10 protein-coding genes are annotated in these 13,380 nt (G+C 65.1%); all 10 read left to right on the top strand.

Annotation, left to right across the window (positions count from 1 at the left end; translation table 11 throughout):
- Window positions 1-112: 112 nt before the first annotated feature.
- The 10 genes from CXQ91_RS20420 to uidB all read left to right on the top strand — a co-directional run bounded on the left by CXQ91_RS20420 (window position 113) and on the right by uidB (window position 13,271).
- Window positions 113-1,639, top strand: coding sequence for an ABC transporter substrate-binding protein (locus CXQ91_RS20420; protein ID WP_104175716.1), 1,527 nt, complete (start codon window positions 113-115; stop codon window positions 1,637-1,639).
- 6 nt (window positions 1,640-1,645) lie between these two features.
- Entirely contained in the window at window positions 1,646-2,587 is a 942-nt protein-coding gene (locus CXQ91_RS20415) for an ABC transporter permease (protein ID WP_104175715.1), read from the top strand.
- Window positions 2,584-4,440 (top strand): dipeptide/oligopeptide/nickel ABC transporter permease/ATP-binding protein, encoded by a 1,857-nt coding sequence (locus CXQ91_RS20410; RefSeq protein WP_104175714.1) that lies wholly within the window; start codon window positions 2,584-2,586, stop codon window positions 4,438-4,440. The genes CXQ91_RS20415 and CXQ91_RS20410 overlap by 4 nt, the downstream gene beginning before the upstream one ends.
- Complete coding sequence (locus CXQ91_RS20405; RefSeq protein WP_104175713.1) at window positions 4,437-5,309, top strand: ATP-binding cassette domain-containing protein; 873 nt, start codon at window positions 4,437-4,439, stop codon at window positions 5,307-5,309. The genes CXQ91_RS20410 and CXQ91_RS20405 overlap by 4 nt, the downstream gene beginning before the upstream one ends.
- Before the next feature lie 48 nt (window positions 5,310-5,357).
- Window positions 5,358-6,218: a sugar phosphate isomerase/epimerase gene (locus tag CXQ91_RS20400; RefSeq protein ID WP_258074167.1), complete on the top strand. Its 861-nt coding sequence runs from the start codon at window positions 5,358-5,360 to the stop codon at window positions 6,216-6,218.
- 41 nt (window positions 6,219-6,259) lie between these two features.
- On the top strand, window positions 6,260-7,426 hold the full coding sequence (locus tag CXQ91_RS20395) for a Gfo/Idh/MocA family protein (protein ID WP_104175712.1): 1,167 nt from the start codon (window positions 6,260-6,262) through the stop codon (window positions 7,424-7,426).
- A 164-nt stretch (window positions 7,427-7,590) separates the two neighbouring features.
- The gene (locus CXQ91_RS20390; protein WP_104175711.1) at window positions 7,591-8,652 is read left to right on the top strand and encodes a LacI family DNA-binding transcriptional regulator; all 1,062 of its coding nucleotides are present in this window, start codon (window positions 7,591-7,593) and stop codon (window positions 8,650-8,652) included.
- Window positions 8,653-8,736: 84 nt separating this feature from the next.
- The gene (uxaC, locus tag CXQ91_RS20385; protein WP_104175710.1) at window positions 8,737-10,143 is read left to right on the top strand and encodes a glucuronate isomerase; all 1,407 of its coding nucleotides are present in this window, start codon (window positions 8,737-8,739) and stop codon (window positions 10,141-10,143) included.
- Window positions 10,140-11,573, top strand: a complete 1,434-nt coding sequence (locus CXQ91_RS20380; protein WP_104175709.1) for a mannitol dehydrogenase family protein — start codon at window positions 10,140-10,142, stop codon at window positions 11,571-11,573. Before uxaC ends, CXQ91_RS20380 begins: the two co-directional genes overlap by 4 nt.
- Window positions 11,574-11,837: 264 nt before the next feature.
- Window positions 11,838-13,271, top strand: a complete 1,434-nt coding sequence (gene uidB, locus CXQ91_RS20375; RefSeq protein ID WP_258074166.1) for a glucuronide transporter — start codon at window positions 11,838-11,840, stop codon at window positions 13,269-13,271.
- Window positions 13,272-13,380 lie beyond the last annotated feature (109 nt).

Raw genomic sequence — 13,380 nt, 5'->3', positions numbered from 1 at the left:
GTTGCCAAAGTGGGCAACAGTGCGTACGCTGAATCCCACAAGGCAAGTGTGGCCCACGCCACACTTGCTTGATTTCGCAAGTCTCACGTTCCACGGACACTAGGAGCCAACAATGAAGTTAGGTCCCAAGGCGGCAGCTGCCGCCATCATCGTCAGCGCGGCGCTCGCGCTGACCGGTTGCGGCGGCGGCGCCGGAGCGGGCTCAAACGCCGGCGCTGCTCCAACATCACTCACCTTGGGCACCCTCCGCGACATCACTTCCTGGGATCCTGCCCAGGCCCACGTCGGCCATGCCCTGCAGCCGTACCAGGCAGCGTATGACACCCTGATCCTGCGGGAACCGGACGGCAAGCTCAGCCCCATGCTGGCAACGGCATGGAAGTACAACGACACCAACACCAAGCTCACCGTGGACCTCCGGACCGACGTCACGTTCAGTGATGGCGCCAAGTTCGACGCCACGGCAGCCAAGGCCAACCTTGACCACTTCAAGAAGGCGAACGGTCCCCAGATGGCCCAGTTGGGGTCTGTATCCGACATCGCCGTGGTGGACGAAGACACCATCGACATCAACCTCAGTGCAGCAGAGCCCGCCCTGGAATACTTCTTGAGCCAAGCAGCTGGCCTGATGGGAAGCCCCGCAGCACTGGGCACTGACGCCATCAAGACCGTACCGGTAGGCTCCGGTCCGTACGTGATGGACAAGGCAGCCTCAGTGAAGGACTCGCAGACGGTCTTCACAGCACGTGACGGCTACTGGAACAAGGACTTCCAGAAGTACAAGAAGCTGACCCTCAAGATCCTTACCGATCCCACAGCCCGGACAAACGCTTTGGTTTCCGGCCAGGTTGACGCCACCCTCCTGGACCCCAAAAACGGTAAGCAGGCCGAGGGCGCCAAGATGAAACTTGAAGCGAACCAGGTGGACTGGTCCGGCTTGCTGCTCCTGGACCGGGATGGCACCAAGAACCCGGCCCTGGCCAACGTCAAGGTCCGTCAGGCCATCAACCACGCATTCGACCGCAAGACCATCCTGGAACAGGTCATGCTCGGCCAGGGAACTCCCACCTCCCAGCCGTTTGGCAAGGACAGCGGTGCCTGGACTGAAGAGCTCGAAAACTACTACAGCTACGATCCCGCCAAGGCCAAGCAACTCCTGAAGGAATCCGGCTTCGAAGGCAACGTGACTATCGACGTCCCCACCCTTCCGGGAGCTGAAACGCTCATCTCGGTTCTCCAGCAACAGCTCGCCGACGTCGGAATCACCCTCAAGCCGGGCGCCGCGATCACCAACACCTTCACCGCGGACGTGGCAGCCCAGAAATACCATGCAATGTTCTTCAACCTTTTCCAGGGTGAGCCCACGGTTGCGATTGACCAGATCGTCTCCACTAAGGCCCTGTACAACCCGTTCAAGAACACCACCCCGGAGCTTGAGGCCAAGATCCAGGCTGTACGCAGCAGTGGCGAGGACGCCGGCAAGCTGGCCCAGGACGTCAACAAGTACGTGGTGGAACAGGCGTGGTTCGCACCGCTGTTCCGTGTGAACCAGATGTACTACCACAACGACAAAGTGAACGTCACCCCGCAGGCACAGCAGGCCGTTCCGTCCATCTACAACTACTCGCCCGCCAAGTAGGACTCCATGATCAAGTTCATTGCGAAAAGGCTGGGCAGCGGGTTGGTGGTGTTGTTCGTAGTCTCGGCACTCACCTTCACTTTGCTGTACACCTCCAGCGGCAGCATTGCCCGGAACATCCTGGGTGACCAGGCCACTCCGGAGCAGGTTGCCTTGAAGGAACAGGAGCTGGGACTCGACCAGCCTCTCGTGACCCGTTACTTCGCCTGGTTGGGCGACGCCCTCTCAGGAAACCTTGGAGCTTCGTGGTTCACCTCGGAACCGGTGGCCAGCTCCCTGGCTACGCGTATCCCGGTGACCATGACGATGGTTTTCACCGCAATGATCCTGATCGCCATCTGCGCAGCACTGATCGGTGTTGCCGCAGCCGTCAAGCGCGGCTGGGTGGACAGGGTGGTCCAGGTGGGCGCGATCGTTGGCGACTCCATCCCGGGGTACGTGATCGGCGTGTTGCTTGTGACCATCCTGGCCATCCAGCTGGGCTTCTTCCCGGCCACCAGCACCATCTCTCCTGAGGTGGGTCCGGAGGCGTGGGTCTACTCGATGACCCTTCCGGTCATTGCACTGCTCATCAACGGCGTGACTGGCGGAGCGCAGCAGATCCGCAGCGCCGTCATCAAGCAGCTCGAGCGCGACTACGTCCGGACACTCCGCAGCCGGGGCATCGGAGAGCGGGAAATCCTCTTCAAGCACGTGCTGCGCAGCGCGGCACCGGCAGGCCTGACCGTCCTGAGCCTGCAGCTGATCGGCATGCTGGGCGGCGTGGTGATCATCGAGCAGATCTTCGCCCTTCCAGGAATGGGACCGCTCGCGGTCACCGCCACCGGCCAGTCCGATCTTCCCGTGGTCATGGGAGTGGTGATGTACACCGTGGTGGTGGTCATCGTGGTGAACCTCCTGGTGGACATCCTCAATGGTTGGCTCAACCCGAAAGTGCGTGTGTCATGAGCGATTCCGTAGAAACAGCGGCGGTAGCCGCACCAGTGGCCACCGGCCAGAGCGGCACGGTAGTCCGTTCCACCGTGATGCGCCGCCTCATCAGGAACCCGATGGGCATCGCCTCGCTGGCGATCCTGGGATCCATCGCCTTGCTGGCCATCTTCGCCCCGGTCCTGGCCCCGTTCGAGGAGAACTTCGCGAACATCACCAAGACCCTGGCACCTGCAGACTCGGTGAACATCCTGGGCACGGACAGCGCCGGACGCGACACCTGGAGCCGCCTGCTCTTCGGTGCGCAGCTCACGCTGTTGTCCGCACTCCTGTGCGCCGGTGTTGCCATCGCCATCGGCCTGCCGGCCGGCCTGATCGCCGGCTACTACGCCGGGAAGTTCGAGGCCGTCTCCAACTGGGTGGTCAGCATCCTCATGAGCCTGCCGGGCCTGATCGTGCTGCTCACCATCCGCGCCGCGTTCGGACCCTCGGTCTGGATTTCGATGATCGCCTTCGGCGTCCTCATCAGCCCGTCCTACTTCCGGCTGACCCGCACCGCGGTCCAGTCTGTACGCAATGAGCTCTACGTCGACGCCGCCCGGGTTTCCGGGCTCTCCGACTGGAGCATCATCGCCCGCCACATCTTCTCCGTGGTCCGCGCACCCATCATCATTCAGACCGCAGCCATTGCCGGCGTGGCCATCGCCATCCAGTCCGGACTCGAGTTCCTGGGCCTCGGCGATCCCACCAAGGCAACCTGGGGCGTGATGCTCTCCGAAGGCTTCAAGAACGTCTACCTGACCCCGACGCTGCTGCTGTGGCCGGCACTCGCCATGGCACTGACCATCGGCGGTCTCGTCCTTCTCGGCAACGCCATCCGCGACGCGTTGGAAGACGGCGAAAAGATCAAGCACCGCAAGAAACGGGCCGCGTCTTCGGCCACGGGAGCGCGCCCGACGGCGGGACCCGCCGTGGCGCGCCCGTCGCGTAAGTCTGTGGCCGCCGTCGATGCGGGAACCGAGCACCACCTCGTAAAGGTGACCAATCTCGGCGTCGGCTACCCGCAGGCCGACGGCACCATCAAGAAGGTGGTGGACGATGTGTCCTTCCACGTGGACCGGGGCGAGATCCTGGGCATCGTGGGTGAATCCGGTTCGGGGAAGTCCCAGACGGCGTTCTCCATCCTCGGCCTGCTGCCGGACAATGCCCGCATTGTGGGCGGCGCTATCCAGTTCGATGGCAACTACACCGTGGCTCCGGGCGACGAACGCGTCAACCAGGCGCGGCTGTCCAAGCTGCGGGGCAAGCGGATCTCCTATATTCCGCAGGAGCCCATGAGCAACCTGGACCCCGCCTTCACCATCGGCTACCAGCTGGTCACGCCCATGGTGCGGGTCCTGGGGATCTCCAAGGAGGAGGCCCGCAGGCGGGCGCTGAAGCTGCTGACCGACGTCGGGATCGCCAGCCCGGAACGGACGTTCAGCGCGTACCCGCACGAAGTCTCCGGCGGCATGGCCCAGCGTGTGCTGATCGCCGGGGCCATCAGCTGTGAACCGGACCTGGTGATCGCCGATGAGCCCACCACCGCGTTGGACGTTACGGTGCAGGCCGACGTGCTGGACCTCCTGCGCGAGCTCCAGCAGCGCCTGAACATCGGCGTCGTCCTGGTGACGCACAACTTCGGCGTGGTGGCGGACCTTTGCGACCGCGTGGCCGTGATGCAGAACGGCCGGCTGGTGGAGGAAGGATCCGTCCGCGACATCCTCCGGAACCCGAAAGAGCAGTACACCCGGACTCTTCTGGCCTCGATGCTCGAAGGCAAAACCCCCATGTCCATGCTTGTATCCAGCCAGAAGGAGCCGGTCGCATGAGCACGCAGAACGCCCCGCTGCTGACAGTGGACAACCTCGTTGTCGAATACCCGAGCAAGAAGTTCCGGGCCAAGCCGTTCAGGGCCCTGACGGACATCAACATCACCATCGGCCAGGGCGAGACCCTTGGCCTGGTGGGGGAGTCCGGCTCCGGCAAGACCACCCTGGGCCGCGCGGTCCTGGGCCTCGCACCGGTCACGGCCGGCAAAATCACCTTCGAAGGCAAGGACATCAGCCACGCCACTCGCAAGCAGCGGCGAACCCTGAGCCGCGACCTCCAGGTGGTTTTCCAGGATCCGTACACCTCGCTCAACCCCGCCCTGGAAATCGGTGACATCCTCGCCGAGCCCCTCGGGGTGCAGGGCATGTCCCCAGCCGAGGCGAAGAAGCGCGTCAAGGAACTCCTGGACCAGGTGGGTCTGCCCGCGGACGCCCTCCACCGCCTGCCGCGCGAGTTCAGCGGCGGCCAGCGCCAGCGCGTGGCCATCGCCCGTGCCCTTGCCCTCTCGCCCAAGCTGATCGTCTGCGACGAGCCCGTCAGCGCTTTGGACCTGTCCACCCAGGCCCGGGTCCTTGACCTGTTCCTGCAGATCCAAAAGGACACCGGTGTTTCGTACCTGTTCGTCTCCCACGACCTTGACGTCGTGCGGCACATCAGCCACCGTGTGGCCGTGATGTACCACGGCGAAATCGTCGAACAGGGGCCGGCCGAGATCGTTACCCGCGACCCCGAGCACCCTTACACGCAGCGCCTCCTGCTGGCGTCCCCGGTACCCGATCCGGACCGGCAGGAACAGCGCCGGGCGGATCGTCACCGACTGCTGGAAAGCCAGCGGCATCAGATTGAACAGGCCGGAGCCCTCGCCTGAGGGTAGGCGCAGGATTTAACACAACAGGTACAACAACGGAGGAATAACGTGGCCAAAATAGGCGTGCAGGCGATGATGCTGAAGGACAGCTTCGCGGAGATCGGCGCGTTTGAAACGCTCCGCAAGGTAAGCGCGATCGGTTACAACGCCGTCGAAATTTCCCAGATCCCGATGACACCGGAGAACGTGGCCGAACTGGACCGCTCCCGTTCGGAGCTGGGCATGGACATCGCGGCGTTGTCCGTCGCGATGGAAACCCCCAAGGGCCGCCCCGGCGATTCGCTCCAGGACCACTTCGACAAGATCGTGGACGACGCGAAGCGCCTGGACTCAAAGCTCCTGCGGATCGGAATGCTGCCCTTCCCGGCAATGAAGTCGATCGGTGCAGTCATTGACTTCGCGAAGCAGGCCAACGACTACGCCGAACGCCTCCAGGAGCACGGCCTCGGCCTGTACTACCACAACCACCACATCGAGTTCGCGAAGTTCGACGGCAAATACATGCTGGACATCATCGCCGAGAACTCCCCGGCCATGGGCATGGAAATCGACGTGCACTGGGTACAGCGCGGAGGCCTCGACCCCGTCCGGACCCTGGAAAAGTACGCCGGGCGCACCGCCATGGTTCACCTGAAGGACTACCGGATCGGCCAGATGCCGCAATCAGCTTTCGGACTGCTGGATTCAGGCGACGTCATGGGATTCATGGCGGAGTTCAAGAACGTGGTCCAGTTCGCCGAAGTAGGCGAAGGCAACCTGGACTTTCCCTCGATCATCCCTGCCGCGCAGGCAGCCGGAGCCGAATACATGCTGGTTGAACAGGACGAACTGTACGGCCGCACCGTCTGGGACGCGCTGCAGACCTCCCACGACAACCTGGTGGCCATGGGCCACGCCGACCTCTTCTAAGACTTCCCAGACTCAGCACCAACGAATACGGAGATTCAACAATGACCAAGAAAGTACGCCTCGGCATTATCGGCCTGGGCCAGCAGGGCGGAGCCTACGCCAGGTTCATCGCGGAGGGCATGGTTCCCAACATGGAGATCGGCGCCATCTGCGACGTCGATCCCGCGAAGAAGGAACTGGCCTCGGCCACGTACCCGGAAGTTCCCTTCTACGACGACTACATCGCCATGCTGGAAAGCGGCGACGTGGACGCCGTCGTGACCTGCGTTCCGCACTTCCTGCACCCCGAGATGGGCATCGAGACCCTCAAGCGCAACATCCACGCGCTCGTAGAGAAGCCGGCCGGCGTCTACACCAAGCAGGTCAAGGAGCTCAACGAGTTTGCCGCGGGCAAGCCTGAGCTGTCCTTCGCGATTATGTTCAACCAGCGCAACAACCCGCTGTACCGGAAGCTCAAGGAGATCGTCGAGAACGGCGAGATCGGCAAGATCCGCCGCAGCAACTGGATCATCACCAACTGGTGGCGTCCGCAGGGCTACTACAACTCCAGCGAATGGCGGGCCACGTGGGGCGGCGAGGGCGGCGGCGTGCTGGTCAACCAGGCACCGCACCAGCTGGACCTGTGGCAGTGGATCTGCGGCGTGCCGAAGTCCGTCTACTCCAAGGTTGCGTTCGGCTTCCGCCGCGACATCGCCGTCGAAGACGAAGTGACTGCGGTGGTTGATTACGGAGACGGCGTTACCGGCGTCTTTGTCACCGCCACGCACGACCTTGTGGGAACCGACCGCTTCGAGATCCTGGGCGACCAGGGAAAGATCGTCGTCGAAAACTCCAAGACCGCCACCGTCACCCGCCTGAAGAAGCCCGAGCGTGAACTCAGCGACGGCATGGATATGGACGATGTCCGCAAGCTCTTTATGGGCGAGCTGAACCCCGAGCAGTACTACTCCACCGAAGTTATCGAGTTCGAATCCGTCTGGGGCGGCCAGCACGCCGGCGTCCTGGAGAACTTCGCGGCCAACATCCTGGACGGCACCCCGCTGCTGGCCCCGGGATCGGACGGCATCAACGGCGTCCGCCTGGCCAACGCCATCCACCTCTCCAGCTGGACCGGCACGGAAGTCGGGTTGGACTTCGACGAGGATGTGTTCCTTGCCGAGCTGAACAAGCGCATCGCGGACGAAGGCAAGTTCCCCGAGCGCTCCTAGCTCACTCCGGCCGGCAGCCCCGCACGGCAACCGACCCGCGGCAGCCCCGCACGGCAACCGCTGGCCATCCCAGGCCCAACTGGGTCGCAGTTAATGTCGTTATGGGCGCTCATAACGACATTAACTGCGACCCAGTTGGGTTGTTTCCTCGTTAGGATGGGGCGGTGACTGAACCCAAGACGCCGGAAGTTGCCGCAACAACAGCGCCGGCCAAAAAGCACGCTCGGGACGGCAAGCCCAACGCCACCATTTACGACATTGCCAAGGTTGCCGGCGTCAACCCGTCCACGGTGTCCCGGGCGCTCAGTAAACCGGGCCGGGTCAGCGCCAAGACGCAGAAACTCATCGAGGATGCCGCCGCCGAACTGAACTACCAGGTCAACCCGTTCGCGCGCGCCCTCCCCACCGGGCGCACCAACACCTTCGGGCTGATCGTCGCGGACATCACCAACCCCACCTTCTTCGACATCATCCGCGGAGCGGAAACCACCGCCACCCTGCGGGACTACACCCTGGTCCTTGCCGAATCCGCCGAGTCCGCCGTCACCGAGCTGACCGCCGCCCGCCGGATGATGGCCACCGTGGACGGCCTCATCCTTGCCAGCCCGCGCATGGACGACGACGACATCCGCACCCTCGCCCGCGACAAGCCCGTGGTGGTCATCAACCGCGAGGTCGACGGCGTGCCCTGCGTGGTGCCCGACGTGAACAAGGGCATCAGCGAGGCTGTGCGCAGCCTGGCGGCCAACGGGCACCACAAGGTTGCCTTTGTTGCCGGGCCGCTGCAGTCCTGGATGTCCGCCCGCCGCTGGGAAGGCGTGCAGGCCGCCTGCGAATGGTCCCGGATCGAGGCCGTGCGGCTGGAATCCACCAAGCCCACGGTCGACGGCGGCCGGCAGGTGGCGCGCGACGTCCGGGCCAGCGGGGCCACGGCTGTGCTGACCTACAACGACCTCCTGGCCATCGGCCTCATGCAGGAACTCCAGGCCGCGGGCATGGTGGTTCCGGACCAGATCAGCATCGTGGGCTTCGACGACATCTTCGGGGCGGATTTCACCACGCCGCCGCTCACCACCGTGCGATCGCCGCTGGGGGAGTGCGGCTCGGGCGCTGCCGCACTGCTGCTTGACCTCCTGCACGGCACGGGGGAGCCAGCCGGAACGCTGCGCGTCGAAACGGAGCTGGTGCTGCGGGGCTCGAGCGGACGGCTCCTGCCCGCGGGCTAGCTTTACCTGAGGCGCTCCGCAACCAAGATGGCAATTTATGGCAACCGGTTGACAAAAGGCGACTGCAGACCCGACCATTGAGCTATGTCACAGTCGATTGCAGCCAACCCAGACCGGCTCCTGCCCGCGGATCCCGGAACGCGCAGCATTGCGCGCGACCTCCTGCAGCGCGTCCAGGACCTGCCCATCATTTCCCCGCACGGGCACGTTGACGCCGCAGTCATCGAGCACAACACCCCGTTCCCGGACCCGGCAGCGCTGCTGGTCAGCCCGGACCACTACGTCACCCGGCTGATCCACGCCAGCGGGGTCCCGCTGGACCGGCTGCGCGGCTCGAACACCGCGGAACCGGACTCCCGCACCGTCTGGCGCGAGTTCTGCCAGGCCTGGCCGCTGTTCGAGGGGACCGCCTCCGGCTACTGGCTCCGCACCCAGTTCGACAGCGTCTTCGGCCTCCAGCAGGAGATCAGCGCCGAAACTGCCGATGCCAGCTACGATGCCATTTCCGCCAAGCTTCTGGAGCCCGGTTTCCGGCCCCGCCAGCTCTTCAAGGACTTCAACATCGAGGTGCTGGCCACCACGGACGACCCCCTGGACAGCCTCGCCAGCCACAAGGCGATCGCCGAGGACCCCACGTTCCACGGACGCGTCCTGCCCACCTTCCGCCCGGACGCCTACCTGAACATCGCGCACCCCACCTGGGCCGCGAACGTTGACCGGCTCATCGCGGCAGCCGGCGACGGCGCCACCGGCTATGCCGGCTACATCGCGGCACTGGAAAACCGGCGTCGTTATTTCGTGGACCACGGCGCCGTCTCCGCCGACCACGGCGTCCGCACTCCCGCAACGTTGAAGCTCGACGCCGGCGATGCGGCGAAGCTGTTCGACCGGGCCCGCTCGGGCCAGGCCACGGCCCAGGACCGCGAAGACTTCGAAGCCCACATGATGTACCAGATGGCGCGGATGTCCGTGGAGGACGGCCTGGTGATGACCATCCACCCGGGGTCGTACCGCAACCACCACGCACCCACCTTCAACGCCTACGGCGCCGACACGGGCCACGACATCCCGTTCGCCGTCAACTACACCGAGGCGATCCGTCCGCTGCTGCAGGACTTCGGCACCGCCAAGGACTTCCACCTGGTGCTCTTCACCCTGGACGAGACCGTGTTCTCCCGCGAACTCGCTCCGCTGGCAGGCTTCTACCCGTCCGTCTACCTCGGCGCCCCGTGGTGGTTCCTGGACGCGCCGGACGCCATGCTGCGCTTCCGCTCGGCCGTCACCGAGACCGCCGGCTTCTCCCGCTCGTCCGGCTTCATCGACGACACCCGCGCCTTCTGCTCCATCCCGGCACGACACGATGCGTCCCGCCGGATCGAGGCCTCCTTCCTGGCCAGGCTCGTGGCCGAGCACCGCGTCAGCGAGGACCGCGCCCATGAACTGATCGTCGACCTCGTCGACGGCTCGCCCCGAAGGGTGTTCAAGCTGTGAGCATCGAACTGCAGCCTGAGGCTCAATCCGCTGTCGACCTTCCCCAACTCAACCGCCGCCTGCGCCCGTCCGCCAAGGCGCCGGTGCGGATCGTCCACCTGGGGCTGGGCGCCTTCCACCGCTCGCACCAGGCCTGGTTCACGCACCAGGCGTCCGACGCCGCGGACTGGGGCATCGCCGCCTTCACCGGCCGCCGCCCCGACGCCGCGCTGGCCCTGGCTGAACAGGACGGGCTGTTCACCGTGGTGGAACGCGCCGACGACGGAGACTCGTTCACCGTGGTCAGCAGCATCGTGGAGGCCGCGGACGGCGCGGATGTACAGCGGCTGGCGGAGCTGGTTGCCGCTCCCGCCACCGCCGTCGTCACCCTGACCATCACCGAAGCGGCGTACCGGCTCGGCGCCGACGGCCACCTCGACCGGACCGCGTCCGACGTCGTTGCCGACCTCGCGGTGCTGGCATCCGGCAGCGGAAACCCGACGACGCCGCTGGGCCGGCTTGTGCTGGCCCTCGCCGCGCGCCGGGCTGCCGGGGCGGGGCCGCTCGCCGTCGTCTGCTGTGACAACCTCTCCAACAACGGCACCGTGGCGCACAACGCAGTGGCAGGCATGGCCGGGGCGTGGGACGCCGGCCTGGCCGAATGGATCAACGCCAACATCAGCTTCGTCAGCACCTCGGTGGACCGCATCACTCCGCGGACAACCGACGCGGACATTGCCGCCGTCCAGGCCGCGTGCGGCTACCGCGACAATTCGCCCGTGGTGGCCGAGCCCTTTTCCAACTGGGTGCTCAGCGGGGACTTCCCGGCCGGGCGGCCGCGCTGGGAAGACGCCGGTGCCGTGTTCGTGGCAGACATCGAGCCGTACGAGAACCGCAAACTCCGGCTCCTGAACGGCGCGCACTCGCTGCTTGCCTACGCAGGCCAGCTCCGCGGCCACACCACCGTGGCCCAGGCGTTGGCGGACCCGCTGTGCCTGCAGGCCGTCGAGAAGTTCTGGGACGAGGCGGAAGCCAACCTTTCCGGGCCGGACGGAAATGCTGCGGACCTGCAGATACCGGCCTACCGCGCCGCCCTGCTGGCACGCTTCAGCAACGCCCGGATTGCCCACCACCTCGCGCAGATCGCCATGGACGGCAGCACCAAGCTCCGGATGCGCGCCGTTCCGGTGCTGCAGGCCGAGCGCGCCGCGGGCAGGTCCGGTGCGGCCGCCGCGCTTATGATCGCCGCCTGGATGGACTACAGCGCCGCCGCCGCCGCGTTCCAGGATCCCCTGGCTGACCAGGTGGCCGCAGCCAACCGGCTCAGTGGTACGGAGCGGATCCGTGCCCTGCTGGGCCTGGTGGATCCGGCGCTGGCCGGGGACGCCGTCGTCGTGGAACTGATTGCAGACTTGTGCGGAACGTTCGAGGAGCTGGCTGTCTCCCCGTAGCGTCCTCCGTACGTGCGCTGCTGCCCGGCCCCCCGGATCAAGGGGAGCCGGGCATTAGTGTTTAATGAACTTTCAACAAAAATAATGGCAACCGCTTGCCAAATGATTGCCAAGTAATTAGGATTGCAACAAGAGCCAAAACCGGCATCCCGGGAATCGCACCCGCCGGAGGCCCAAGACTTTTCACAGCATCACCACCCCAAGCATTTTCACAATTTTTTCGCCGGCTCCACGGGGGCGGCACCGGGTAAAGGAGCCCAAATCATGAAAAAGCTGAGCAAGCTAAGCATCGTCGGCTACGGCGCCGGGGATGCAGCCAACAATCTCGCCTTCACCACCGCCACCATGTTCCTTCTCGTTTACTACACGGACGTTGCAGGAATCTCGGCCGCCGCTGCAGGTACCCTGCTGCTGGTCGTCAGGATCTTTGACGCGTTCGCCGATGTCTTTGCCGGCCGCATGGTGGACCGCACCTTCAGCAAGCGCTTCGGGAAGTTCCGTCCGTTCATCATGTTCGGCTCCATCCCGCTGCTGCTCCTGAGCGTTGCAACCTTCTCCGTCCCGCAGTTGGGCGAGTCCGGAACCCTGCTCTACGCCTACGTCACCTACGCGGCCCTTGGCCTGGCCTACAGCCTGGTCAACATTCCGTACGGCTCCCTCGCCGGCGCCATGACCCAGGAGCCGGGGGAGCGCGCCAAGCTGGGATCGGCCCGCATGGTGGGCGGACTGCTGGTGGGCTCGGCCCTCGGCATCTTCGTCGCCCCGCTCATCAAGCCCGGCGCCGACCTGCAGGCAACCTTCACCACCATCACGCTGGTGTTCGTGGCGATCGGTGCCGCCCTCTACTTCTTCACCGTCATGACCGCCAAGGAACGCGTCCACCGCGCCGTCCCGAACGTCTCGGTCAAGCAGAGCATGGACACGCTCAAGGGCAACAAGCCCCTCCTGATGCTGTGCATCAGCTCCTTCTTCTTCCTTTCGGGCTACCTGGCGCTGACGTCGGTGCAGCTGTACTACCTGCGCGACGTCCTGGGACGCCTTGACCTGTACCCGGTTCTGTCCATCATCCAGCTGGTGTTCACTTTCGTGCTGGCCGCGTTCATGCCCAGGCTGGTCCGCTCCATCGGCAAGAAGCGCGTCTACATCTACTCGTCGCTGCTCACCGTCATCGGCGGCGCCATCATCTTCTTCACTCCAGCCAGCCAGGTCTGGATGGGCTTCACCGGCCTGGTGATCAGCCTCCTCGGTGTCCTCGCCGTCAACATCGTGGTGTGGGCACTGGAAGCCGACACCGTCGAATACGGGGAATGGAAGACCGGCGTCCGCACCGAAGGCATCACCTACGCGCTGTTCTCCTTCACCCGCAAAACCGGCCAGGCCGTGGGCGGAGCGCTCGCCGCATACGCCCTGGCATTGGGCGGCTACAAGTCCGGCGCCGTGCAGACCGCGGACGCCGTGTTCGGAATCCAGCTCGCCGCCGGTGCCATCCCGGCCGTGCTGACCATCCTGGCCGTGCTGGTCATGTCCAAGTACAAGCTGACGGACGCCATGCACGCCGAGATCCTGGCCGAGATCCGGGCCCGCCGCGTGGACGGAGAGAACGGTGTTCCCGGGACTGAACCGTCCGGCGGGACCGAACCGTCCCGCGCCGCCGAGGCCACCGCGGCCGCCAAGCCGTTCGCCGCCACCTCCAACTAAGCCCCGCCCCAGCCCCGCTCGAAAGGAATAGCTGTGAAAATCATTGCCGCGGAAGTCTTTGTGACAAGCCCGTCCCGTAACTTCGTGACCCTCCGGATCACCACGGAGG

Origin of the sequence: Arthrobacter sp. Y81 (assembly GCF_002929335.1) — a bacterium.
Classification (GTDB): domain Bacteria; phylum Actinomycetota; class Actinomycetes; order Actinomycetales; family Micrococcaceae; genus Arthrobacter.
This window is presented reverse-complemented; position numbering and strand designations above follow the sequence as displayed.